This is a genomic window from Pseudomonas sp. FW300-N2A2 (assembly GCF_017351735.1).
Classification (GTDB): Bacteria; Pseudomonadota; Gammaproteobacteria; order Pseudomonadales; family Pseudomonadaceae; genus Aquipseudomonas; species Aquipseudomonas migulae.
The window spans coordinates 1-24590 of record NZ_JACNDU010000001.1 but is presented as its reverse complement, the minus strand read 5'-3'; the positions used below and the strand labels follow the sequence as shown (position 1 = coordinate 24590).

Sequence of the window (24590 nt, the reverse complement as noted above, 5' to 3'; positions counted from 1 at the left end):
CCGGCTTGCCGGCGAAGCGATCCCGAGTTCCGCGTCGCGCTCAAGGCCGCCTTCGCGGGCAAGCCTCGCTCCTACAAGGCCGGGGGCGGCGCGAATCCCTGTAGGAGCCAGGCTTGCCGGCGAAGAGGCCCTTGAGGTTGTGGTGGCCAGTTCCTGCAGTAGGTTTGGTGTCGCTTTACCCGTAAACTCTCTCCCCTTTCGCCGCTGTCAATTTCCTCGCGGCCATCACTCTATTTCCTACGGAGCTCGCCTTGCGTCTGTTTCACACCTCCGACTGGCACCTTGGGCAGAACCTGCACGGCCAGGAACGCGATTTCGAGCACGGCTGTTTCCTCGATTGGTTGCTGCATCAACTGAAACTGGACCAGCCCGATGTGCTGTTGATCGCCGGCGATATCTTCGACACGGTCAATCCACCGGTCAAAGCCCAGGAACGCCTCTACGATTTCATCGTCAGCGCCCACGAACAGCAGCCGAAGCTGACCATCGTGATGATCGCCGGCAATCATGATTCCGGTTCGCGCATCGAATTGCCTGCACCGTTGATGCGCCGTTTGCGCACGCATGCGCTGGGTCGTGTGTTGTGGCTGGATGACGGCCAGCTCGACGCCGAGCGCCTGCTGCTGCCACTGCCGGACGCCAAGGGCAAAACCGTCGCCTGGTGCCTGGCGTTGCCATTTTTGCGACCTGCCGAAGTGACCGGCGCGCACCTGGGCGACAACTACCTGCGCGGGATTGGCCAGGTTCACGAATGGCTGATCGAAGCCGCCAACGCCAAGCGCAAGAAAGGTCAGGCGCTGATTGCCATCAGTCATGCGCACATGGCCGGCGGTTCGGTGTCCGAAGATTCCGAGCGCAGCCTGATCATAGGTAACGCCGAAGCGCTGCCCGCCAGCCTCTTCGGCCCGAGCATCAGCTACGTTGCCCTTGGCCACTTGCACAAACCGCAGAAGGTCAACGGTGAAGAGCGCATTCGCTACAGCGGCTCGCCGATTCCATTGTCGTTCTCCGAAATCGGTTATCAGCATCAGATTCTCGACGTCCAGCTCGACGGCGAAACCCTGGTCAGCGTCGAACCGAAACTGATTCCCCGCGCCGTCAACCTGCAACGTATCGGCCCGGCACCTCTGGCCGACATCCTGCTGCAACTGGCCGACCTGCCGAACATCGACTTGCTCGCCGACACTCAGCGTCAGCCGTGGCTGGAAGTGCGGGTGCGCCTCGACGAGCCGCAACCCGACTTGCGCCATCAGGTCGAAACCGCGCTGCAAGGCAAAGCCGTGCGCCTGGTGCGCATCGCCGCTGAGTACGCCGGCAACGGCAGCCGTGATGGCCTCGATGACGGTGCGACCCTGGTTGAACTGGATCAGCTCACGCCCCAGGAATTGTTCAGCCGCGCCTGGCAGGACAACTACGGCAGCGAGGTCGATGAGCAAACGCTGAAGGACTTCGCCGAGCTGTTGCAAGACGTGCAGATGGAGAGCGAACAGCCATGAAAATTCTCGCGATCCGCCTGAAAAACCTCGCCTCCCTGGCCGGGCCGTTTGAAATCGACTTCACCGCCGAACCATTGGCCAGCGCCGGTTTGTTCGCCATCACCGGGCCGACCGGTGCCGGTAAAAGTACCTTGCTCGATGCCTTGTGCCTGGCGCTGTTCGGCGCCGTGCCGCGGCTGAGCAACGCGCAAGTATCGGCCAAAGCGCCGGACGCCGACGGTGAAATCAGCACCGGTGACCCGCGCACATTGCTGCGTCGCGGTACGGGCGAAGGCTATGCCGAAGTGGATTTCGTCGGCATCGATGGCCGTCGCTACCGCGCGCGCTGGGAAGCCAATCGCGCCCGGGAAAAGGCCGGCGGCAAGCTGCAACACAGCCGTCAGAGCCTGCGCGACATCGATCTGGATCAACTGCTGGCCAGTCAGAAGGTTGAATTCAAGGTCCAGCTCGAAGCAGTCCTGGGCCTGAACTTCGAGCAATTCACCCGTGCCGTGTTGCTGGCCCAGAGCGAATTCAGTGCGTTCCTCAAGGCCAACGACAACGAACGCAGCGAACTGCTGGAAAAACTCACCGACACCGCGCTCTACACGCGTCTCGGCCGTCGCGCCTTCGACAAGGCCAAAGAGGCCCGTGAAGCGCACAAGCTGTTGCAGGATCAGGCCACCGGCGTCACGCCGCTGTCACCCGAAGCCCGCACAGAACTGGATGAACGCTTCAACGAAGCACAGCAGCAATTGAAGACTCAACAGGCGCAACTCAAACAGTTGGAGTTGCAGCACACCTGGCTGAAAGAGCTGCGCCAATTGCAGGACGAGCAGCTCAGCGCCACCGAGCAACTGACCAGCGCCCGGCAGGACTGGGAAAACCTGGCCAGCGAACGCTTGAAGCTGACGCGACTGGAACAACTGGCACCACAACGGCACCAGTTCGCCCGCAAGACCGAACTGACCGCCCAGCTCACGCCGCTGGCCGCGCAGATCCAGCAGCACACCGGGCAAGAACAGGATCTGCAAACCCGCCAGACGCAACTCGAACACAGTCTCAGCGCAGCGCAAACCGCGCTGATCGAGGCGCAAAGCCAACACACTTCAAGCGCGCCACTGCTGCGTCAGGCCTTTGAGGCGCAAAGCACCCTCGCCCGCCTGATCAAGGACACCGGCCTCAGCGCCGACCTCAAGCAGCAAGCAGAACGGGCCTGCTCCGAAGGCCAACAGACGATTCAAGGTTTGCTTGAGCAGCAGAACCGGGTTGCCGAGCGCCTGCAACGGATTGCCGCCGAACTTGAGCAAAGCACCCATCTGGCGCCGCTCAGCGATGCCTGGAACGCCTACCGCGACCGCTTGCAACAATTGATGCTGATCGGCAATCGATTGAACAAGGGGCAGGCGGAACTGGCCTCTCTGGAGCAGAACGCCACCCATGCCGCCGAGGAATTGGCGGCGCAAAAACAGAATCTGGAAGTGCTCTACAAAGAGGCCGGCGCCGAGCCTGATGCGGTGGCCGAACAGATCCAGCTGCTGGGCACTCTGTTGCAGGACAACCGCAAGCAACTGCGCGCCATTGAAGAGCTGACGCGGCTGTGGACTGGCCAGCAGGAACTGGACAAGCGCATCGCCGAATTGCAGCAACGTCAAACCGTTGCCCAGCAGGAGCGCGACCGTCTGACCCAGGACGGGGTGAAAACCAAAAACGAATTGACCGTGGCCGAACAGACCCTGACGGTGACCCGCGAACTGCTGGAACGTCAGCGTCTGGCACGCAGCGCCAGTGTCGAAGAACTTCGCGAGCAATTGCAGGACGATCAGCCGTGCCCCGTCTGCGGCAGCCCGGACCATCCTTATCATCAACCGGAAGCGCTGCTGCAAAGCCTCGGCCGCCATGATGAAAGCGAACAGGCCAACGCGCAAAAAGCGGTGGATTCGCTCAAGGAAAAACTCACCGACCTGCGTACCGAAGTCGGCGGCGTGATTGCGCAACAGAAGGAGTTGCTGCAACAGCAGGAACAACTGCTCGCTCAGCAACAAAGCCTGGCCCCGAGCCTCGATGCGCACCCGTTATCCGCGCAGCTTTTCACCCAGGACAGCGCCAAACGCGATGCCTGGTTGAACCAGCAAAACAGCCAGTTGAACCAAAGCATCACGCAGGACGAACAGCGCCAGACCGCCCTGCTCACCCTGCAACAGGACGCCACGCGCCTGCAACAGCAACTGCGCAACGCCGAATCCGCGAGTCAGCAGGCGACCCAGCATCTGGCCAACCAGCAACGCGAGTTGAGCAATGACCGTCAGCGCCTGGACGAAGAGCTGATCGCGTTCAGCACCCTGCTCCCGGCCGACACACTGGACGCCTTGCGCAACGAACCGGCTGCTACCTTCATGCAGCTCGACCGGCAGATCGCCCAGCGCCTGGAGCAACTCGACCAGCAACGCGATGAACTGAGCGAACAGCTACAACGCCAGCAGACGCTGGAGAAGGAACAGGATCGTCAACTGACCCGCGTCCAGCAGCTGGAAACCGCTCAGCGCCAGTTCACCACGCTCACCGAGCAGCAACAGGCTTGCCAGCAGCAACTGACGCAACTGCTCGGTTCCCACAGCAGCGCCGAACACTGGCAACAGCAACTGGATCAAGCCGTCGAACAGGCGCGCAATGCCCAGGCGACCGTCAGTCAGGAACTGCAATCGGTGCGCACGCACCTGGTGCAACTGGCAGCGGAACTGAAAGCGCAGCAAGACCGCCTGCTCGCCCTTGAAAGCGAAGATCGTGAACTGGGCCTGAAGATTGCCGACTGGCGCGCCTTGCATCCGGAACTGGATGACGGCGGCCTTGAGCAGTTGCTGAGCGTCGACGACCAACAGGTCAGCGAATTGCGTCAACGGTTGCAGCACAACGAAAAATCCATCGAACAAGCCAAGGTGTTGTTGCAGGAACGCGACAAGCGTCTGGCCAGTCATCAGGCGCAGCACAACGGTAATCTCGATGCCGCGCAACTGGACACCGCCCTGACCGAACTGCAAAACCAGTTTGCCGCCAGCGAGCACCGTTGCGCCGAACTGCGCGCCGAACAGGCCGAGGACCAGCGCCGGCAGAACGCCAATCAGGCCCTGGCGCAACAAATCGCCGACGCTTACAGCGAGTATCAGCGCTGGGCGCGCTTGAATGCCTTGATCGGCTCCGCGACCGGCGACACCTTCCGCAAGATCGCCCAGGCCTACAACCTCGACCTGCTGGTGCATCACGCCAACGTGCAGTTGCGGCAACTGGTGCGGCGCTATCGCCTCAAACGCGGCGGCAGCATGCTGGGCTTGCTGGTGATGGACACCGAGATGGGCGACGAGCTGCGCTCGGTGCATTCGTTGTCCGGTGGCGAGACGTTCCTGGTGTCGCTGGCCCTGGCATTGGGCCTGGCATCGATGGCGTCGAGCACGCTGAAAATCGAATCGCTGTTCATCGACGAAGGCTTCGGCAGCCTCGACCCCGAATCCCTGCAACTGGCGATGGACGCCCTCGATGGCTTGCAGGCTCAGGGCCGCAAGGTCGCGGTAATTTCCCACGTCCAGGAAATGCACGAACGGATCCCGGTGCAGATCCAGGTCCACCGTCAGGGCAACGGCCTGAGTACCCTGGAGGTGAAATGACCACGCTGTACTCCTTCCGCCGCTGCCCGTACGCCATGCGGGCGCGGATGGCCCTGCGTTACTCGGACGTTGCCGTGAACATCGTCGAGGTCAGCCTGAAGGCCAAGCCTGCCGAGATGCTCGCGCTGTCGAGCAAAGGCACGGTGCCGGTGCTGAGCGTCGACGACCAAGTGATCGATGAGAGCCTGGCGATCATGCACTGGGCATTGGAACAGAACGATCCGCAGGATTGGTTGCTCAAGGATGATCCTGTGGGGCAAGCGCAGATCGCGGCGCTGATCGAAGAGAACGATCAGGTGTTCAAGGTGCATCTGAATCGCTACAAGTACGCCGAGCGTTATCCCGAGCAGCCAATGGCGTTTTATCGCAGCGAGGGTGAGGTGTTCTTGCGCAGGCTGGAGGCGTTGCTGGAGGGTCGCGATTACTTGCTGGCGGCGCATCCGAGCCTGGCGGATGTGGCGTTGATGCCGTTCGTACGGCAGTTCGCCCATGTCGATCGCGAATGGTTCGGGCAGACGCCTTACGTGCGGTTGCAGGCGTGGTTGCAGCGATTCCTGGAATCGGACCTGTTCACATCAATCATGAAGAAATAACCGCCCCCCGTGTAGGAGCGAGGCTTGCCCGCGAAGGGGTCATCAAGACCGCCAAAAGCTTCGCGGGCAAGCCTCGCTCCTACAGGGGGTGGTGGCGTATCAGGCGAACACTTCACACATCTGCAGCACCGAGCAATCGACCTGGAACGGCCCGAAGAAATCGCCTTGGCGTTTGATCGGTGGATTACCGGCCAGCAGGCCCATGGCCTTTTCGGTTTCGATGCTGCGAGCGAGGTTGTGATTGGCTTCGATAGCGCGAGCCACGGAACCTGCCGAGGCTTGTCCGATGCCCAACAGTGATGAGCCATTGGTCATGAACGCCAGGAAGGCGATGACCCAGAGTTTGCCCCCTTTCATGCCCCTGTCACTCCCGCCACGTCTGCGTGATCGATCACGGCGTTTTGTGCGCGGTGCTCGAACTGAATGGCGGGATAAGCGACCTGAATCGGTGCGTCGATTTCGTGTTGCGATTGCGCGGTAATGCTGACAACCAACACCAGCGCCACGTAAAGACCGATGGCCAGGTAGGCGCCGTGTTTGGCAGAAGTGAGGATTGCGCTGGCCATGGTGTTCTCCGTGGGCATGTTTCAGTGCCCACAGAATCGATCAAAAAAGCTGTGATAACCACTCAGGGTTATCCATAGTCACCATCAGCTTCGTTGATCATTAAGCCAGTCTATTTCAGCCTTCGATAAAACTCATCATGCGCTCTCGGGCAGCGTCAGGCTCGCCTGGAACGGGCGTTGCGGCAGATAAAATGGGGGTTGAATAGAGGAATAGAAGTACCACGGCCAGACGCATCGCCATGCTGTCGATCCTTTTTATAGTAGAAGGAGTCAATAAATCAGCGTCAAATTTAAACTCATGGCCATGTGATATCAAGCGCAGCATTAATAGCAATATGATGCTGTCGTAAACGCGTTATGCAGGAGCGACATCACTCAGGCTTTCTCGAAGCTTTTCAGCTTGATCCGCGCAAGTGACTTCGCTCCTGCATAAAGGGTGCAGGGCTTGGCTTTCAGGCTTGGGTTTTGTGATCCAGGGCTGCGTAGAAGTTGGCGCTCTGTTGCAGGTATTTCTGGGTGTAGCTCTGGGCGTGGGATTTTTTGTCGCTGATTTCAACGTTGGCGCTGGCTGGCAGCGCAACGGTGGCAGAGATGGCGGATGCGGCGATGACAGAGAAGAGATTGAAGTTCATGGCGGTATTCCTCGGATTCAGTTGGCTTGCTTGCCCGGTGGGGCCGTGAAGCAAACTTAACTGCCGAGGCTGACGCCTTGAAATCTTTTGTAGCAGTAGCAGATATCAGCGTCATTAATAGAAGGATGCAGGCCCCATCAATCGGGGCCTGCGGCCTATTGACGCACCAGGAACTTCAGATCGCTCGGGGCATCCATCGGCAGTTTCTGCACGGTTTTACCCAGCAGGCCGCTCTTGGCATCGCGTTCGACGACGACAATCTGGTTGCTCTTCTGATTGGCGATCAGCACAAACCTGCCACTCGGATCGAGGCTGAACTCGCGCGGGTGATCCCCTTCCACCGAACGGCGTTGCAGCTCTTTGAGGTGCCCGGTCGCCGGGTCAATGGCAAACACCAGCAACTGATTGGCAGTGCCACGGTTGCTGACGTAGAGGAACTTGCCATCCTTTGATGCATGCAACGCTGCGGCGGCTTTGTCCGACGTCGGTTGCCCGGCCGCCAGATCGACCATTTGCGTTTGCTCAAGCGTGCCGTCGCGGTAATCGAACACCGCGACCTGCGCGCTCATTTCCAGGGTCAACCACGCGTGTTTGCCATCGGCACTGAACAGCAAATGCCGTGGTCCGCTGCCGGGCGGCAACTGGACCGACGCGGGTGTAGCCGCGATCAACGGCAAGTCCGGGTTGGCCTTCGGATCGAAGCGATAGACAAAGATCTTGTCCGCGCCCAAATCATTGGAGAACACAACCTTGCCATCCGGCGAGGACACCGTCGAATGCACATGCGCCGACATCTGCCGCTCGGGGTTGACCCGGCTGGACGGATGACTGCTCATTTGCACCACGGTTTTGAGCATGCCATCGGCGCCCACCGGCAACACCGCCAGCGTGCCGCCCGGGTCTTCAGCCACTGAATAATTGCTGACGAACAGGTGGCTGGCATCGCCACTGAGGCTCGAATGGGTCGGCTCGTTGCCCAGGCTCTGGACCTGATTGATCAGGCGCAGCGCATGGGTTTTGGCGTCGATCGCATAACTGCTGACGCGCCCGACCGGGTCTTTTTGTCCCGGGCCGTTTTCGTTGACCACGAACAGGTGACGTTGATCGTTGGACAGGGTCAACCAGGACGGGTTTTCGCTGTTGACCACTTGCAACGGCTTGGCGTCGAGCTGCCCGGTGGCGCTGTCGAAATTCAGGCGATAAATGCCCTGGCTTTGCCCTGCGGTGTAGGAACCCACGAGCAATTGATAGTCGTCGGCGGATGCGGCCTGAACACCCATTGCGCCGATGCTGCCGGCGATCAACAACGGCCAGAGGTTACGCATCCTCTTGTTCGTCGTCTTCGTTGTCGCCGCTGATGACGTCGCCGAGGCAGACCAGGCGGTGTTCGCCGCCGTCGTCCTTGATCAGCCAGCTCTGCAATGTGGTATCGAAGGTCGCCGCCTCGATTTGCGCTGGGGTGAACTCCCAATGTTTGGCCGCTCGACCATCCATGCATTCGATGTGCAGATTGTCGTCGACATCAAGGGCGAATTCGAAGGCATGCAAGCCGTCGATTTCCACCATTCCGCAGTGTTCGAGGGCGTTGAGCAAGGTGTCGGTTGGGGCAGTCATGGCAGTCAATCTTTGAAGGGGAAAGACGCAATGATAGCGCAATGTGGGAGCGGCTCAGAGCCGACCACAAAACTCCCACACCACACAGAACAAATGTGGGAGCGAGCCTGCTCGCGATAGCGGCGGCACATTCAACATCAATGTGCCTGACAGTCCGCAATCGCGAGCAGGCTCGCTCCCACAGGGATTTATGTTCAGCCGTTAGAGCGCATCACGCGACGGCTGTCCATCCACCAGCCGCTGAATGCGCAGCGGGTTGCCATTCTTCAACGCCTCCGGCAGCAGGCTGTCGGGGTAGTTCTGGAAGCACACCGGCCGCAGGAAGCGGTCAATCGCCAGCGTGCCCACCGAGGTGCCACGCGCATCGGACGTCGCCGGGTAAGGCCCGCCATGGACCATCGAATCGCAGACTTCCACACCGGTCGGATAGCCGTTGAGCAGGATTCGTCCGACCTTCTGTTCCAGCAACGCCGTCAATTCGCCGAACTGCTCGAAGTCTGCCGGTTCGCCAATGATCGTTGCCGTCAGTTGTCCGTGCAGGCCATTTAAAGCAGCGCTGAGTTGCGCCTGATCCGCCACCTCGACAAACACCGTGGTCGGGCCGAAGACCTCTTCCTGCAGCACTTCATCGCCGTCGAGCAACAGACTGACATCGGCCTTGAACAGCTGCGGCTGCGCCTGATTGCCTTGCTGAGGATTACCCGCCAGGTGCGTCACGCCCGGGTGCGCGAGGAGTTTTTGCAGGCCTTGGCCATAACTGCTCAACGTCCCGGCATTGAGCATGGTTTGCGCAGGCTGATCGTTGATCAACCCCGCCACCTGCTGCACAAACGCACTGAACTGCGCCGAGCGAATGCCGATCACCAGACCGGGGTTGGTGCAGAACTGGCCACAGCCTTGCACCACCGAAGCGGTCAGGTCACGGGCCACGCTTTCAGCACGAACGGCCAGGGCCTGGGGCAAGACGATCACCGGGTTGATGCTCGACATCTCGGCAAACACCGGGATCGGTTGCGCACGCGCAGCGGCCATGTCGCACAACGCCCGCCCGCCCTTGAGCGAACCGGTGAAACCGACTGCCTGAATCGCCGGGTGCTTGACCAGCGCTTCGCCGACCCCGCCGCCGTAGATCATGTTGAACACACCGACCGGCATGCCGGTTTTTTCCGCAGCGCGCAGGATTGCATCAGCGACCTGCTCGGCCGTGGCCATGTGACCGCTGTGCGCCTTGAACACCACCGGGCAACCGGCGGCCAGGGCGGAAGCGGTGTCGCCGCCGGCGGTGGAAAATGCCAACGGGAAATTGCTGGCGCCAAACACCGCAACCGGACCGAGGCCGATGCGGTACTGACGCAGGTCGGGACGCGGCAACGGCTTGCGCTCCGGCAGCGCCAGATCGATCCGCGCGCCATAGAAATCACCACGCCGCAGCACCTTGGCGAACAGGCGCATCTGGCCGCTGGTGCGACCGCGCTCGCCTTGAATGCGGGCGGCAGGCAGCGCGGTTTCGCGGCAGACCACGGCGACAAATTCATCGCCCAACGCGTCCAGCTCATCGGCAATGGCATCGAGGAACTGCGCGCGGCGCTCGGCACTCAGGCTGCGATAAGCGGGGTACGCGGCAGCGGCAGCCTTGGCGGCGGCATCGACTTCTTCCGGCGTGGCCTGATAGAAATCGTGAGGTAACGCCTCGCCGGTGCTGGCGTCGACGCTCTGGAGTTTGACGGTGCCGCAGGCACTGCGCTGGCCGCCAATATAGTTGTGACCAAGAATCATGGGTTGCTCCTTAAAGAATGCCGATGGTGCCGGGCTCGAAGGCCGCTTCAACCGGTGCAATGCCGTTGATCAACGGCGCACCGAACTCGGCCTGACTGATCTCGAACACATCCCCCGGCCGGGTGCGAATGCCGTCGGCAAAGGACAGGGTCGCGGTGCCGAAGAAGTGAATGTGCACGTCCCCCGGACGCAGGAACTGGCTGTATTTGAAATGGTGGTATTCGAGGTTTTCCAGGCTGTGGCACATGTTGGCCTCGCCGGTGAGAAACTCGTTCTGCCACAGCACTTCGCCGTCGCGCAAAATGCGGCTCGTGCCCGCCAGATGCTCCGGCAGCTCACCGACCCGAAGCTCCGGCCCGTAACTGCAACTGCGCAGTTTGGAATGCGCCAGGTAGAGGTAGTTCTTGCGCTCCATGACGTGATCGGAAAACTCGTTGCCCACCGCATAACCGAGGCGATACGGCTTGCCGTCGTGGCCGATGACGTAAAGACCGCTGAGCTCGGGTTCTTCTCCGGCGTCTTCGGCAAACGGCGGCAGCGGGAACGATTGACCGGGGCGAACGACGATGCTGCCGTCACCTTTGTAGAACCATTCCGGTTGCACACCGGCCTGGCCCGCTGCCGGTTTGCCACCCTCCACGCCCCATTTGAAGATGCGCAGGGTGTCGGTCATCGTTGCTTCGTCGCCGGCCTGCTGATGCATCTTGTCCCGCGCCGAGGCGCTACCCAGATGGGTCAGGCCAGTGCCGCTGACGAGCATGTGTGCCGGGTCCGGATGGTCCAGCGGCGGCAGGATACGCAGTTTCGCCAGCAGTTCTGCATAGTCGTGGCTGATGCCCAGGCCCAGGGCATTCACTTGCTGCTCAAGGCTGACGCCCGCCTCGATCGCCGCCAACGCAAGATCACGAACCGTGCGCGCGTCCTGCACCTCACGGACCAGACCGTCCTCGACCACGCCAACCCGGCGCTCGCCGTTAAACAATTCAAATTGAACCAAACGCATGAATTTTCTCCTGTAAGCAATTCTCAAAAACACCGCAGAACCCTGTAGGAGCCGGCTTGCCGGCGATAGCGATCGGCCTGTCGACAATGATGTTGAATGTGCTGACGCCATCGCCGGCAAGCCGGCTCCTACAGGGTTTGCGTCAGATGCGGGAAGCGCCACGTGCGCTGGCTGCAAACTGGTCCGCCGGCAGAACGTGTTTACGCTCCAGCAACCGATAAACCACGCCGGTCAAAATCAGCCCGAACACCATCACACCCGAGAGGAAATACAGCCCCGAAGCCAGGTTGCCGGTGTATTCCTTCAGTGCCCCGATCACGAACGGACCGATGTAGCCACCGAGGTTGCCCACCGAGTTGATCAGCGCGATCCCCGCCGCCGCACTGGCGCCAGCGAAGAACCGGCCCGGCAAGGTCCAGAACACCGCGGTGCAGGAAAACAGGGCGAACGCCACCAGGCACAGCGCCGCCAGTTGCAGCACCGGCACCGTCAGCCAGGCACTGAGAAACAGGCCGATAGCCCCCAACACATACAGCACCGCCAGATGGCCGTAGCGATCATTCAAACGGTCGGAACTGCGCGGGATGATCAACAGACCGATGATCCCGAAAATGTACGGCACCGACGACACAAAACCCGTCACCAGATCAGTGCCACCGAACTGCTTGATCAGCGTCGGCAACCACAGGCCCAGGCCATAAATGCTCAGGGTGACCGGCAGATAAAACAGCGCCAGCAGCAACACGCGTTTGTCTTTGAGGGCATGCAACGGATTGCCGTGACGGGTCTGGCCGTATTCCTCAAGGTCCTTTTTCAGTTCGCCGGCCAGCCAGTCTTTCTCGGGCTGATCCATCCATTTCACCTGTTGCGGACCGTCAGGCAGCCAACGCAGCACCGGCCAGGTCAGCAGGATCGCCGGGGAACCGATGACGATGAACAGCCACTGCCAGCCGTGCAATCCGAGGATGCCGTCCATGCCGAGCAGGCCGCCGGACACAGGGCCGGTGATCAGCATGGCGATCGGTTGGGAGAGGATGAACAGCCCAAGAATCTTGCCGCGATGGCGAACCGGGAACCACTGCGTGATGTAGTACAGAACGCCCGGGAAGAACCCGGCTTCGGCGGCGCCGAGCAAAAAGCGCATCACGTAGAAGCTGTGCGCCCCTTGAACGAAGGCCATGCCGATGGTGATGGCGCCCCAGGTGACCATGATCCGTGCAAACCAGCGCCGCGCGCCGAAGCGTTCGAGCATCAGGTTGCTGGGGATTTCCAGCAGGAAGTAACCAATGAAGAACAGCCCGGCACCGAGGCCGTAAGCCGCATCGCCGATACCGATGTCGGCGCCCATGTGCAGCTTGGCGAAGCCCACGGCGGAGCGATCCACATAGGCGATCAGGTACAGCAGGATCAGGAAGGGAATCAGTTTCAGCGTGATGCGACGAATAAGCCGCAGTTCCTGGCTCATGAGATCGGTCTCCGATTGTTGTTGTTATAGAACCTCGGGGGACGCCTCTCGCCAAAAACTGCCAGGGCCTTCCCTCCGTTGGAGCGGACTATATAGTAATACTATTTATGCAACAACACTTCCAAACAGATCGAATTGCGCTTATGTTACGCCTCAGCCAGAACAATATAGTCATACAATAAGAGAATCGATCATGTCTGATAAGAAACCCACCCTGCGCTCCGCCCAATGGTTTGGCACTGCCGACAAGAACGGCTTCATGTACCGCAGCTGGATGAAGAATCAGGGCATCGCCGACCACCAGTTCCACGGCAAACCGATCATCGGCATCTGCAACACCTGGTCGGAACTGACCCCGTGCAACGCGCATTTCCGCCAGATCGCCGACCACGTCAAACGCGGCGTGATCGAGGCCGGCGGTTTCCCGGTGGAATTTCCGGTGTTCTCCAACGGCGAATCGAACCTGCGCCCGACCGCCATGTTTACCCGCAACCTGACGAGCATGGACGTCGAAGAAGCGATTCGCGGCAACCCGATTGACGGCGTGGTGCTGCTGACCGGTTGCGACAAAACCACTCCGGCGCTGTTGATGGGCGCGGCCAGTTGCGACGTGCCCGCCATCGTCGTCACCGGCGGGCCAATGCTCAACGGCAAGCACAAGGGCCAGGACATCGGCTCGGGCACCGTGGTCTGGCAGCTCAGCGAACAAGTGAAAGCGGGCACCATCTCCATCGATGATTTCCTCGCGGCCGAGGGAGGCATGTCCCGCTCCGCCGGCACCTGCAACACCATGGGCACCGCATCGACCATGGCGTGCATGGCCGAAGCACTCGGCACTTCCCTGCCCCACAACGCCGCGATTCCGGCGGTGGATGCACGCCGTTATGTGTTGGCGCACATGTCCGGCATGCGTGCGGTGGAGATGGTTCGCGAAGACTTGAAACTGTCGAAAATCCTTACCAAGGAAGCCTTCGAGAACGCTATTCGGGTCAACGCCGCCATCGGTGGTTCGACCAACGCCGTGATCCACTTGAAAGCCATCGCCGGCCGCATCGGCGTGGAGCTGGAGCTGGATGACTGGACCCGCATCGGGCGTGGCATGCCGACCATCGTCGACCTGCAACCTTCCGGGCGCTTCCTGATGGAAGAGTTCTACTACGCCGGTGGCTTGCCTGCGGTGTTGCGTCGCCTCGGCGAAGCCAACCTGATTCCCAATCCAAATGCCTTGACCGTCAACGGCAAGACCCTCGGCGAGAACACCAAGGACGCGCCGATCTACGGCCAGGACGAAGTGATCCGCACTCTCGACAACCCGATCCGCGCTGACGGCGGCATCTGCGTATTGCGCGGTAACCTGGCGCCACTCGGCGCGGTGCTCAAACCGTCCGCCGCCACGGCTGAGCTGATGCAGCATCGCGGGCGGGCGGTGGTGTTCGAGAACTTCGACATGTACAAGGCGCGGATCAACGATCCGGAGCTGGACGTGGATGCCAACTCGATTCTGGTGATGAAAAACTGCGGGCCGAAGGGTTATCCGGGCATGGCTGAAGTCGGCAACATGGGCTTGCCGGCCAAACTGCTGGCCCAGGGCCTGACGGACATGGTGCGTATTTCCGATGCGCGCATGAGCGGCACCGCGTACGGCACAGTGGTGTTGCACGTAGCACCGGAAGCGGCGGCCGGCGGGCCTTTGGCAGCGGTGAAGGAAGGTGACTGGATCGAACTCGATTGCGCCAACGGGCGTCTGCACCTGGACATTCCGGACGCCGAACTGGCGGCGCGCATGGCCGATCTGCAACCGCCGCAGCAGATGATCCTGGGTGGATATCGCCAGCTATACATCGACCATGTGTTGCAAGCGGATCAGGGCTGCGACTTCGACTTCCTGGTCGGTTGCCGAGGCGCCGAAGTCCCCCGCCACTCCCACTAACCGCATCTATCCCCTGTGGGAGCGAGCCTGCTCGCGATAGCGATTGAACATTCAACATTAAAGTTGGCTGTCAGTCCGTCATCGCGAGCAGGCTCGCTCCCACATTTGTTCATGCCTACCTCAAGATTGCGCCGCGCCTGCTATCATGCGCAGCACCTCCCCCGCACAGGATCGCGCCGTTCCCCATGGATTACCGCAAACCCTCCGACCGCAAAAGCATGCACTCGCGCATTGTCCAGGAACTGGGCATGCAGATCGTTTCGGGACGCTTCAAACCGGACGACAAACTGCCCGCCGAAGCCCTGTTGTGCGAGGAGTACGCGGTCAGCCGTCCGGTGCTGCGCGAAGCCACTCGCGTGTTGGTCGCAAAAGGCCTGGTGTATTCCCGTCCGCGTGTCGGCACGGTGGTCAAGCAGCGCAAGGAATGGCACATGCTCGACCCGGACGTGCTGCACTGGCTGATGCAAAGCAGCCCGCAGAATCAGTTCTTCGATCTGCTGACCAGCGTGCGCAGCATCATCGAACCGGCAGCAGCGGCCCTCGCCGCGCAATTCGCCACCGACGAAGACATTGCCTCTATCGGTGAAGCCTACCAACGCATGGAAGCCGCGCCGACGCCTGAAGCCCTGTTGCAACCGGACCTGGATTTCCACAGCCGCATCGCCGACGCCACTCACAACGACCTGCTGGCGAACCTGTGCAACATGCTGTCGGTGGCGATTGCCGAAGCGTTGAAGCATTCCAACCAGCGGCCGAACCTGCATGAATTGGCGTTGCCACGGCACAAGGCGATTCTCACCGCCATCGAGAACCGCGATGCGCTGGGTGCACGGCATGCAACGCTGGTGCAACTGGACGATGCACGCAGTGCGCTGAATGTGGTGCTGGGCGCCGATCCCTCATAAAAACGATCCCCTTGTAGGAGCCAGCTTGCTGGCGATGGCGGTGGGTCAGTCAACACATTTATCGTGTGAACAGACGCCATCGCCAGCAAGCTGGCTCCTACAAGGGTTACGTTGATCTTCAGATGTAAAAAGGCCGCAACCCTGGTTGCGGCTTTTTCGTTTCTGGTCTGAACGTCGGCCTTAGCCTATCGCCTCGCTCCCTGTGCGGTACCCGGCTACCGCACATCCCTTTCGATTCGGTTTTACGTTGAGGAACCACACATGCAAAGGATTGCATCATGCCCACACCTGCATCACCACCCGCCGCCGCAAGCGCCACCGACATCATCGCGTGGGCGGTTCACACCCGATTTAATACCCGACCGACCTTACGCTCGCAAACCGCCCGCCTGCTCAAGGACGGCATTCTGGAAAAATACCCGCAACTGGCGTTCGACCCTGAGCGAACCAAAATTGCCCAACCGATCCCGGATGGCGCCTGGCGGCTGAGGCTACTTTTGGACGTGGTACTCGACTACCTGGCCAGCGGCGCATTCCCCGATCTCAGCGAGCAATACGGTCGCAGCTGTTTTTTGACAAACCGTGTCCCCGCGCAACTTACCGTCGACAACACGACATCGCGACTGCCCGACCTGCAAGTGATTGCGCAGGTCATCCGTGAATTACCCGACATTTTCTACATCGGCACTCAGGAATCATTGACCGCCTGTTGGAACGAACAGGACGACAGCGGCGTCAGTCGCTGGCAATGGCTGGGGAACCTGCTCGCCGGCGTGTTGAAAACATCCGCGATGCGCCTCGCAGCAAGTGATGCCGAGCAGGCCGGGATTCTATTGGAGCTGGCCCGCCAACCCGACAACCGCGAACGCCTTCTGCGTCCTTGGGCCAAAGGTGCAATTGAAGCCTGCACGCTGCAAGTCACGCTGAGCAGAGGCGACATGTCGTTCACACTGCAGGTGCCGGATATCCTGGTGATTTGCGGCGAAACCCATTTGTTGTGCAGCGTGACCGGCAACATCGAATCGTTCCCGTCCCTGCAAGCCTTCGGTGCCGCATGGGGCGCGCGGTTTCAGCAAGACTTCACGGCGGACTCCATCACCTGGAAACGTTTTGCTCCGGACGGCAACATCTTTGATACCCAGGCAGCTCTGCTGCTGAACCGGCAACTGGAAGATTTGGAGTCGCTCAAACTGCCCGCACACGAAAACGTGGCCAGCCTTGAAAAGCGTTTTGATGCGATCACCGATGTCGCCGCACTGTTTATCGGCAGCGACAACCACCCGACGCACCTTCACGCCCTACAGACAACGATTCCCGAGTGGTTGCAGGGCGCCAGCGCCACTGATCGCATGGCCTGGCGTAAACACACGTTGTCGATGGCCAGTGTCAAACAGCAGACACAGGGGCGCTCGTTGCCCGACGACGTCGTTGACCTTCGCACATTCGCCAGAAATGCGCTGCATGAGCAAATGCTCAAAGACCAGCCCTTGGCACCCGGCTACAAGTCCGATGAACTGGAACTGACCTTTCACGTGCCTGTCGGCGACTTGGGCAGCGGCTACCTCGAACCCGTCAAAATGTCCCTGACCGACCTGGCGATAAAAAACCTGGCCGGCAAACCCAAGGGCCGGATGACCCTTCGTCACACCGAAAACCAGCTGATTCAAGACTGGACCACCGAGGCCTATTTGCTGGATCTGGTGAGCCGCGTTGATGTCGGAAAACATTACCCCGAGTACATAGAAGCGCAGTTGCTTGGCAACACTCCCGAAGTCAAAGAGCGGCTGCGACTCTTCGGCCTGGAACTGAGCCTGCATTTACCGCTGCGCGCCCTTGAGCATTCGATCAAGGGCGAACATGGCTTCACCTCCCTGGGCTATCGATATGTCGATGCAGTGTTCCAGCCGTTGGCCGCCGAGCGCATTGTCGAGGAACAGTCCGTCGTCATCAGGCCATTGGCGTTTCAACGCAAGGCCGGGGCCACGAGTGATGTGGTCAGCAACATGTTCATCATTGAGCCGAAAGACCTGAAGTCGGACGGCCCGCATATTCTTTACCGACCGCTGTATTCAGAACCTCTGCACCAATACTCCAGCCGTCAGGACTTGCTGAGTGCCATTGCGCAAACCGGCCCGTTGCAAACCAGCGTGCTGACCTGGCTGCCGGATCGCGCACGGCCGATCTACGACAACAACGGCTTCACCGAACCGCACATTGTCCACTTCCATGCAGGGGACGAATTCACACTGCCTGAAAAGCCCCAACCGGCGATTCTGGCCGGCGACGAAGCGGTTGGCGGCTGGCTCACCGCGCTGGAAGAAGGTCGATTGCTGGCCAGTCTGTTCGTCAGCAATGCACGCACACTGATCGATCTGGCGGATCGGCAATCGGTGTCGAATGCCGAGAGCCGCTGGGCGATCATCCTTGAGGGTGGCTGGCTGGTGTTCAACAACCTGATTCTGCCGTTGTTGCGCGGCCCCGCCATGGTGGTGGGCTGGATGCTGCAAATCGCCCACAGCCTGATCAACGATCTGCCAGCGCTGGACAGTGATGACCCGAAGGCGCGGAATCAGGCATGGATCGATGTGCTGTTGAACATTGGCCTGTTGGTTCTGCATGTCGCTCGAGAGGAAGGATCCCCGGCACTTTCCGACAGCGCAGCGACGCCAGTTCCGGATGCCCTCGCCTCCTTGCGCCGTCCTGCGCAGACATTTTCATGGCCCGCCGAATCGACTATTACCCAGGACACTCCGGGCCTGCCCTCCGAGCCGCCGGGCAGTGGCAAGACCCTGCTCGACTTCAACCAGTCGAGCGCGCGCGATTCGGCAGCGGCCCGACTGTTCAACACGTTACGGGAGGTTCAGGTGCCATGGCCGACACCTCTGCCAGAGCCCGTTACCACCGGCGTCTTCAAAGGTTTGTACCGGATCGGCAATCTTTGGCACGCCACCGTCGCCGGCCTGCTGTTTCGCGTGAGTATCGTGCCCGGGTTCGGTGAGGCGTATCTGATACATCTGGAGCACCCGGATCATCCCGGCATCAAGCTCAAGACCAATGGAGCGGGCCGCTGGACTCTGGATCAAGGGTTGAAACTGGTTGGCGGCGGGCGCAATGCACGGATCAACGCCCGGCGAGAAATCACGCAACAACGCATCAGTCTGCTGGAACTCAATCGTCAGGAATTCGTGGATCAGCAAGTGCGGGTGCAGAAGCGCGTCGACATTGCCGAAAACCTGATGCAGCTGAAAAAGAACGACGCCGCCAGTACAGAGCTCGATCGCGCCACGTACAGGCAACGGTTCGTTGATGAGCTGGACAAACAGACCGAAAGCTACGCCACGCTGCTGGCCGAGAAAAGAGAATTGGCCGAGTTGACCAAATCCGATCCCGATCCTGTGCAGTTGTGCAACCTGTCGGAAAACATCATCAACAACGCCCGCAAACGGATCGTCATTGCTGACTGGGAGCGCGAGGCTGTCAATCAAACGTATGCGGACTTGAGAAATGGCGTCGGGCATTTGCATGACGCGTTGATCCGCGAAGGCGACGCGGTACTGGATCGCTACTTTGAGTTCATGCGCAAAACCTCCGACATCAACGAATCCATGATCAAGCTTCTGGACCAGGTAGACAGCCGACTGCAGGAACTCAAGCAGATCCCTCGCCAGGGCATCGAGTACTGGAAACGACTGACCGGCAACAGGCCCGAAGATGAAATGACGGCACTGCGCGTCAAGTGCTATCAGCTGAGTATTTTGCGCCTGCTCAGCCTCAAGGCCCTCGGAAGCAGCACCATGGGTGTGCTCGAACACACCCTCAGCCCATTACTGCTGCTGTCTCGCTCGCATGCCGAACTGCAAACGGAACACACCTACACCAACAGCGACCGGATCTCCGTTCTGGAGAACCTGGTCGATCAGTACAACAAGGCACAGGACGGCCTTGAGGCGATAGGCATTTTCAGCACAGATGAACTGCAGGCACACCCCTTCAATCGTCTGCGCGAGCTCATTCACCAACTGCGTATCGATGCCGAACGACGTCTTGCGGAAGCGCTTCAACTGTTGCCGCAACCGGAGGAGCCTTCAACATCAGCTTCCGGCCCCAAGCCGCCGGTGAAGCGTCCCTATTCATGGTCCAGCCGCAAGCGGGTGATCAAAACCGCTAAAGGCACATTAATCGGCGATCTTCGACAACGGGTCGCTCACCAGGAAGGAGACATTGTCGACATCAACCATCCGTTCGAAGAAAGGCCACTGGCTTCGTTCCATGAGCACGAGCCCAATGTCTGGGTAGAAATCGTCGATGCCAGACCCGCAGCTACCAAGGCAACGCCCCCCTATCAGCAGCTCAAGGGCGATGCCCGCAAGGCGTTGGCCGATGTCGATAAAAACGTGCAGAAGATCGAGGGTTACGCGCAGCGCGCCAGTTCTCCCAAGGAAATCGAAGAACAGTTGCAACGGGAAGCACAAAAACTGATCGGGTACGCCGATGGACTGGAACAGCACGAAAGTCCTCCGGCCAACCGCGAAACAGACGTTTCGCTGATCAGCGGACTCCGCGACAAAGCGCTTATCCTCGACAACAAGGCCACTGAACTTCGCACCCGCATGACCCTCGCCCGGCCGCCCAATAGCGAGGGGGTGGAGTATCTGCTGCAGCACAAAGAAATTTTTGCGCGAATCAACGGCAACCGGGTTCAGCTGAAAACCGGGCGGCGTGACTTCATGCAAGAGTACGCTTTGTTGAATAAAGACAATCAACCCTGGTGGTACGGGCATTTTCACTACGCCAACGCGGATGATGCCAAGGCTGACTACACCCAGGCGCACTTGAAAACCAGGGAGCAACGCTTCGAAACCTATGAATCGGCCATGGCCAAGGCCAAGGACCCGAAGCAGAAAATCGAAATTCATCACGGAATCATCAGCAAGGAACTGGCGAACAGCGATTTTCTACCGTTGCAACCCCGCTGAGTTTTTCAATCGCCCATAAAAAAGCCGCAACCCAAGGTTGCGGCTTTTTGGTTTTGCCTGAGGTTTAGTGAGCGAACAACGAGTTACCCTTCTGCCCCGCCAGTTTCTCCGGTTTGATCAGGAAACGAGCCAGCGCCGGCAGCAGCCACAACGCGCCGAACATGTTCCAGAGCAGCATGAAGGTCAGCATCAGGCCCATGTCGGCCTGGAACTTGATGGCTGAGAAGATCCAGGTGCACACGCCGATCGCCAGGCACAGGCCGGTGAACAATACGGCTTTACCGGTGGACTTCAGCGTCTGGTAATACGCCTCTTGCAACGGCAGACCGGCACGCAGGAAACTTTCCAGGCGGCTGTAGATGTAGATGCCGTAGTCCACGCCAATCCCCACGCCCAACGCCACTACCGGCAAGGTCGCGACTTTGACGCCGATGCCCATGAAAGCCATCAGGGCGTTGCCGAGTACCGACGTCAGCACCAGTGGCAACACGATGCACAAGGTCGCCGCCCAGGAACGGAAGGTGATCATGCACATGGTTGCGACGCAGATGTAGACGAGGATCAGGATGGTCAGCTCGGATTCCTTGATCACTTCGTTGGTGGCCGCCTCGATGCCGGCGTTACCCGCCGCGAGGATGAACTCCAGGCCTTCCTTGTTGTTTTCCTTGGCGAAGTCCTGCACCGCATGAACTGCGCGATCCAGCGTGGCAGCCTTGTGATCGTTGAGGAACACCAGCACTGGCGCCAGGGAGCAACTGTTGTTGTACAGGCCGTCAGCGCGGGCGATGGAGTTGTTCAGCACGTCCGGGTTGCGCGACAGGGTTTCCCATTTCAGGTTGCCCTCGTTCATGCCCTTGATCATCTGCTTGGACACAGTCACCAGCGAGATAGCCGACTGCACGCCCTCGGTGTTCTGCATCTTCCACATCAGTTCGTCGATGGGTGCCATCGCTTCATAGCGCGAGCAACCTTCGGACTTGGTCTTGACCATCACCACCAACACGTCGGAACTGGTGGAGTAGTTGCTGATGATGAAGTTGTTGTCCTTGTTGTAGCGCGAATCCGGACGCAGCTCTGGAGCACCTTGATCGAGGTCGCCGATTTTCAGGTTCTGGCTGTACCAGAGGCCGCCACCGAAGGCCAACAGGGCCAACACGATCGACACCGGGGCGACTTTCGGGCTGGCGAAGTTGGACAGCAGGCGCCAGAACGGGTGTTCGCGGTGCGCGTCTTTCTTGCTGCGCTCGACGGCGCGCTTGCTGATGCCGACGTAGGAAATTGCCACCGGCAACAGGATCAGGTTGGTGAACACGATCACCGCCACACCGATGGATGCGCCGATGGCCAGTTCGCGAATCACGCCGATGTCGATGATCAGCAATGTGATGAAGCCCACCGCATCTGCAAGGATCGCGATCATCCCCGGCAGGAATAATTGGCGGAAGGTGCGCCGCGCCGCAGTCAACGCGTTGTCGGCCTCACTGGACTGCAAGGCGATACCGTTGATCTTTTGCACGCCGTGGGAAATGCCGATGGCGAAGATCAGGAACGGCACCAGCATCGAGTACGGATCCAGCCCGAAGCCGAAGAAGTGCATCAGGCCGAGCTGCCAGATCACCGCCACCAGCGTCGTGCTCAACACCGCCACGGTGCTGCGCATGCAGTTGGTGAACCAGTACAACAGAATCAGGGTGATGACGAAGGCGACACCGAAGAACATCACCACCATCACCAGGCCATCGATCAGGTCGCCGACTTTCTTGGCGAAACCGACGATGTGGATCTGCACGTTGGGGTTCTGTTTCTCGTACTTGTCGCGGATCTTTTCTTCCAGCTCGTGGGAGAACTTGCGGTAGTCCAGGGCCAGCAACTTGCCTTGGTCCTGCGGGTCCGGGTAGGACTCCAGCAGCGGGATATCGACGATGCTCGACTTGAAGTCGTTGGACACCAGACGCCCGACCTGACCGGACTTGAGCACGTTGTTGCGCAACAAATCGAGGCTTTGCTGGGAGCCGTTGTAGCTCTGCGGGATCACTTCACCCCCGGCGAAGCCCTCCTCTGTCACCTCGGTCCAGCGTACGCTCGGACTCCACAGCGACTTGAGCCCGGAACGGTCGACGCCGGAGATGTAGAACACCTCGTCGTTGATCTGACGCAGGGTCTCCATGTACTCCTTGGAGAAGATGTCGCCGTCGGTGGCTTCAACCGAAATGCGAACGGTGTTGCCCAGGTTCGCCAGGTCGTTGCGGTGCTCCATCATCTTTTGAATGAACGGATGCTCGAGCGGGATCATCTTTTCGAAACTGGTGGACGGCCGAATCAGCGTCGCTTGCCAGAACAGGAAAATACTCACCAACAGACAGATCACGATCACTGCCGGGCGGTTGTTGAAAATCAGGCGTTCAAGAAACGTCGCCTTGTCTTGGTGATGGCTGCTCAAGGATGTCATAGACCCGCCTTCTTATTATTTGCCCGGCTCATTTGGACGACCCGTTTTTTCCATTCTCTGCACCGGCGCCGGTTGGCGAGGTGACGCGAACGCCGCCCTGTCCTGCCAGAACCAGATTGCCGTCGCCCGCCGCAGTCACCGCCGAAACGGAAATGCGATCCGGACGGTTGAACACGCTGAAGGTTTCGCCGTTGTCGTTGCTGCGGATCACCGAGCCACCGTTGCCGACGATCACGATGGAACCATCGTCGAGCAAGGTCGCACCGGACAGGCCGAACTCCAGCGCGCCACGGGTGGCTTTCAACTCGACCGGCTCCCAGGTGGCGCCGAAATCGGTGGAGCGGAACAGGTTGCCCCGCAGCCCGTAGGCCAGCAGCGTGTTGGCCTCGGCGGTGCCGATCACGCCGAACAACGAGCCTTCATAGGGGCCTTCGAGTTTTTCCCAGGTCTGCCCCCAGTCGGAGGAACGGAACATGCTGCCCTGCTCGCCGACGATGAACAGCCCGGCATCCTTGATCGCTGCAATGGCGTTGAGGTGGTACTGGTCTTCGTTGTCCAGGCGGTCGCTGGCGTCTTCCCAGGTCTTGCCGCCGTCGGTGGTGGCCACCAGCGCGCCGTAAGCGCCCACGGCAAAGCCGTTGCTGGCGTCCTGGAACCAGACGTCGAGCAGGGGCGATTCGCGTTTCAGGTCTTCATATTGTTTGGTCCAGGTGACGCCGCCGTCCTCGCTGGCGAGGATCTGCGCATCATGCCCGACGGCCCAGCCGTGTTTGTCGTCGACAAAATAGACCGAGGTCAGCAGTGCCCGGGTCGGCACCTTGGCCTGGGTCCAGGTCGCGCCCTGGTCATCGGAATACAGGATGTGCCCGCGATCCCCGACGGCCACCAGGCGCTTGCCGGCGTGCACGACGTCGAGCATCAGGCTTTTGCTGGCTTTGGCGGATTCAACGGAATAGACAACGTCGGTGGCTGGCGCCGCATTGGCCAGCGCAGGTGCCGATAACACGGCACAGCCCAACAGCGAGAGCGCTGTAGCCAGCAATGCGAATTTGCGCAGTGCCGGCGGGCGGCAGATACCCACACCCATGACAGGCTCACTCATAGACCTTCCCCCATTATTATTGTTAGGTCGTTCAACCTTTCAGGGCGCCGTAAGGGGTGCTCATCGGGATTGGATGGTTAGGAGCATAGTCCTGAAACCCGCAATCCAGAGCCCCTTCGGAAGCTGGCTTATCCTATCGGGGTTTGGAAAGGTCTGACAATCGACGCCACGTTATCTTTTGTTAACCTGGGGGGATGGGGGTTTTTCTGAATGTTGGGGTATCAGGTGGGGTGATTCGGGGTTTGTGGTTTGTGGTTGGTGTTTTGTGTACATATCCATTTTTGCGGTAACGGCTTCTATTGGTTCCGCTCTTACAGCGGGTCACTTGGAGAAGCGCCAAGTAACCAAGCGCTCTTGCCCCTTTCGTTCGGTGCCTCGCCCAGGCTCGGCATGCCCTCGCTCCGGTCCTGCTCCGTGGGCCCGCCGCCATCGGCCATCCATGGCC

Annotated in this window: 17 protein-coding genes; 6 read left to right on the top strand and 11 right to left on the bottom strand. The window is 60.0% G+C overall.

Features of this window, described 5'->3' with window-relative positions; all coding sequences use genetic code 11:
* The first annotated feature begins 251 nt into the window (after nt 1–251).
* From J4E42_RS00080 to J4E42_RS00070, 3 genes are read left to right on the top strand one after another with little or no spacing between them, the layout of a single operon-like run.
* Complete coding sequence (locus J4E42_RS00080) at nt 252–1496, top strand: exonuclease SbcCD subunit D C-terminal domain-containing protein (protein WP_207284240.1); 1245 nt, start codon at nt 252–254, stop codon at nt 1494–1496.
* On the top strand, nt 1493–5134 hold the full coding sequence (locus tag J4E42_RS00075) for an SbcC/MukB-like Walker B domain-containing protein (RefSeq protein WP_207284239.1): 3642 nt from the start codon (nt 1493–1495) through the stop codon (nt 5132–5134). The genes J4E42_RS00080 and J4E42_RS00075 overlap by 4 nt, the downstream gene beginning before the upstream one ends.
* Entirely contained in the window at nt 5131–5727 is a 597-nt protein-coding gene (locus J4E42_RS00070) for a glutathione S-transferase (RefSeq protein ID WP_207284238.1), read from the top strand. The genes J4E42_RS00075 and J4E42_RS00070 overlap by 4 nt, the downstream gene beginning before the upstream one ends.
* A gap of 99 nt (nt 5728–5826) precedes the next feature.
* On the opposite strand, the gene J4E42_RS00065 is transcribed toward J4E42_RS00070, so the two are convergent.
* From J4E42_RS00065 to J4E42_RS00030, 9 genes are all read right to left on the bottom strand, one after another.
* Nucleotides 5827–6084: a hypothetical protein gene (locus tag J4E42_RS00065; protein ID WP_008030107.1), complete on the bottom strand. Its 258-nt coding sequence runs from the start codon at nt 6082–6084 to the stop codon at nt 5827–5829.
* A complete protein-coding gene (locus J4E42_RS00060; RefSeq protein WP_008030105.1) occupies nt 6081–6293 on the bottom strand; it encodes a hypothetical protein in 213 nt (70 codons plus the stop codon). Before J4E42_RS00060 ends, J4E42_RS00065 begins: the two co-directional genes overlap by 4 nt.
* Before the next feature lie 115 nt (nt 6294–6408).
* The gene (locus tag J4E42_RS29370; RefSeq protein WP_008030104.1) at nt 6409–6534 is read right to left on the bottom strand and encodes a hypothetical protein; all 126 of its coding nucleotides are present in this window, start codon (nt 6532–6534) and stop codon (nt 6409–6411) included.
* Between the two features lie 211 nt (nt 6535–6745).
* Entirely contained in the window at nt 6746–6925 is a 180-nt protein-coding gene (locus J4E42_RS00055) for a hypothetical protein (protein WP_008030101.1), read from the bottom strand.
* Nucleotides 6926–7080: 155 nt separating this feature from the next.
* Nucleotides 7081–8250 (bottom strand): lactonase family protein, encoded by a 1170-nt coding sequence (locus J4E42_RS00050; protein ID WP_207284237.1) that lies wholly within the window; start codon nt 8248–8250, stop codon nt 7081–7083.
* The gene (locus J4E42_RS00045) at nt 8243–8539 is read right to left on the bottom strand and encodes a DUF5629 family protein (protein ID WP_207284236.1); all 297 of its coding nucleotides are present in this window, start codon (nt 8537–8539) and stop codon (nt 8243–8245) included. Before J4E42_RS00045 ends, J4E42_RS00050 begins: the two co-directional genes overlap by 8 nt.
* Before the next feature lie 201 nt (nt 8540–8740).
* The gene (locus tag J4E42_RS00040) at nt 8741–10315 is read right to left on the bottom strand and encodes an aldehyde dehydrogenase (NADP(+)) (protein ID WP_207284235.1); all 1575 of its coding nucleotides are present in this window, start codon (nt 10313–10315) and stop codon (nt 8741–8743) included.
* 10 nt (nt 10316–10325) lie between these two features.
* The gene (araD1, locus tag J4E42_RS00035) at nt 10326–11318 is read right to left on the bottom strand and encodes an AraD1 family protein (RefSeq protein ID WP_207284234.1); all 993 of its coding nucleotides are present in this window, start codon (nt 11316–11318) and stop codon (nt 10326–10328) included.
* A 142-nt stretch (nt 11319–11460) separates the two neighbouring features.
* Nucleotides 11461–12783 (bottom strand): MFS transporter, encoded by a 1323-nt coding sequence (locus J4E42_RS00030; RefSeq protein ID WP_008042870.1) that lies wholly within the window; start codon nt 12781–12783, stop codon nt 11461–11463.
* A 193-nt stretch (nt 12784–12976) separates the two neighbouring features.
* Between J4E42_RS00030 and J4E42_RS00025 the strand changes: the two genes are divergently transcribed.
* The 3 genes from J4E42_RS00025 (at nt 12977) to J4E42_RS00015 (ending at nt 20594) form a co-directional block, all read left to right on the top strand.
* On the top strand, nt 12977–14713 hold the full coding sequence (locus J4E42_RS00025; protein ID WP_207284233.1) for an IlvD/Edd family dehydratase: 1737 nt from the start codon (nt 12977–12979) through the stop codon (nt 14711–14713).
* 185 nt (nt 14714–14898) lie between these two features.
* Nucleotides 14899–15618: a FadR/GntR family transcriptional regulator gene (locus J4E42_RS00020; RefSeq protein ID WP_008030085.1), complete on the top strand. Its 720-nt coding sequence runs from the start codon at nt 14899–14901 to the stop codon at nt 15616–15618.
* A 278-nt stretch (nt 15619–15896) separates the two neighbouring features.
* Entirely contained in the window at nt 15897–20594 is a 4698-nt protein-coding gene (locus tag J4E42_RS00015; protein WP_207284232.1) for a dermonecrotic toxin domain-containing protein, read from the top strand.
* 64 nt (nt 20595–20658) lie between these two features.
* Here J4E42_RS00015 and J4E42_RS00010 read toward each other — a convergent pair whose 3' ends face one another.
* Both J4E42_RS00010 and J4E42_RS00005 read right to left on the bottom strand, forming a co-directional pair.
* On the bottom strand, nt 20659–23043 hold the full coding sequence (locus tag J4E42_RS00010; protein WP_008042857.1) for an RND family transporter: 2385 nt from the start codon (nt 23041–23043) through the stop codon (nt 20659–20661).
* Between the two features lie 28 nt (nt 23044–23071).
* Entirely contained in the window at nt 23072–24145 is a 1074-nt protein-coding gene (locus J4E42_RS00005) for a YCF48-related protein (protein ID WP_207284231.1), read from the bottom strand.
* Nucleotides 24146–24590 lie beyond the last annotated feature (445 nt).

What these genes read in the sequence shown, in the direction of transcription:
- J4E42_RS29370 (WP_008030104.1), bottom strand. Translation starts at nt 6,534, where the DNA reads ATGGCGATGCGTCTGGCCGTGGTACTTCTATTCCTCTATTCAACCCCC.
- J4E42_RS00070 (WP_207284238.1), top strand. Translation starts at nt 5,131, where the DNA reads ATGACCACGCTGTACTCCTTCCGCCGCTGCCCGTACGCCATGCGGGCG.
- J4E42_RS00020 (WP_008030085.1), top strand. Translation starts at nt 14,899, where the DNA reads ATGGATTACCGCAAACCCTCCGACCGCAAAAGCATGCACTCGCGCATT.
- J4E42_RS00015 (WP_207284232.1), top strand. Translation starts at nt 15,897, where the DNA reads ATGCCCACACCTGCATCACCACCCGCCGCCGCAAGCGCCACCGACATC.
- J4E42_RS00065 (WP_008030107.1), bottom strand. Translation starts at nt 6,084, where the DNA reads ATGAAAGGGGGCAAACTCTGGGTCATCGCCTTCCTGGCGTTCATGACC.
- J4E42_RS00060 (WP_008030105.1), bottom strand. Translation starts at nt 6,293, where the DNA reads ATGGCCAGCGCAATCCTCACTTCTGCCAAACACGGCGCCTACCTGGCC.
- J4E42_RS00040 (WP_207284235.1), bottom strand. Translation starts at nt 10,315, where the DNA reads ATGATTCTTGGTCACAACTATATTGGCGGCCAGCGCAGTGCCTGCGGC.
- J4E42_RS00025 (WP_207284233.1), top strand. Translation starts at nt 12,977, where the DNA reads ATGTCTGATAAGAAACCCACCCTGCGCTCCGCCCAATGGTTTGGCACT.
- araD1 (WP_207284234.1), bottom strand. Translation starts at nt 11,318, where the DNA reads ATGCGTTTGGTTCAATTTGAATTGTTTAACGGCGAGCGCCGGGTTGGC.
- J4E42_RS00010 (WP_008042857.1), bottom strand. Translation starts at nt 23,043, where the DNA reads ATGACATCCTTGAGCAGCCATCACCAAGACAAGGCGACGTTTCTTGAA.
- J4E42_RS00030 (WP_008042870.1), bottom strand. Translation starts at nt 12,783, where the DNA reads ATGAGCCAGGAACTGCGGCTTATTCGTCGCATCACGCTGAAACTGATT.
- J4E42_RS00005 (WP_207284231.1), bottom strand. Translation starts at nt 24,145, where the DNA reads ATGAGTGAGCCTGTCATGGGTGTGGGTATCTGCCGCCCGCCGGCACTG.
- J4E42_RS00045 (WP_207284236.1), bottom strand. Translation starts at nt 8,539, where the DNA reads ATGACTGCCCCAACCGACACCTTGCTCAACGCCCTCGAACACTGCGGA.
- J4E42_RS00055 (WP_008030101.1), bottom strand. Translation starts at nt 6,925, where the DNA reads ATGAACTTCAATCTCTTCTCTGTCATCGCCGCATCCGCCATCTCTGCC.
- J4E42_RS00075 (WP_207284239.1), top strand. Translation starts at nt 1,493, where the DNA reads ATGAAAATTCTCGCGATCCGCCTGAAAAACCTCGCCTCCCTGGCCGGG.
- J4E42_RS00050 (WP_207284237.1), bottom strand. Translation starts at nt 8,250, where the DNA reads ATGCGTAACCTCTGGCCGTTGTTGATCGCCGGCAGCATCGGCGCAATG.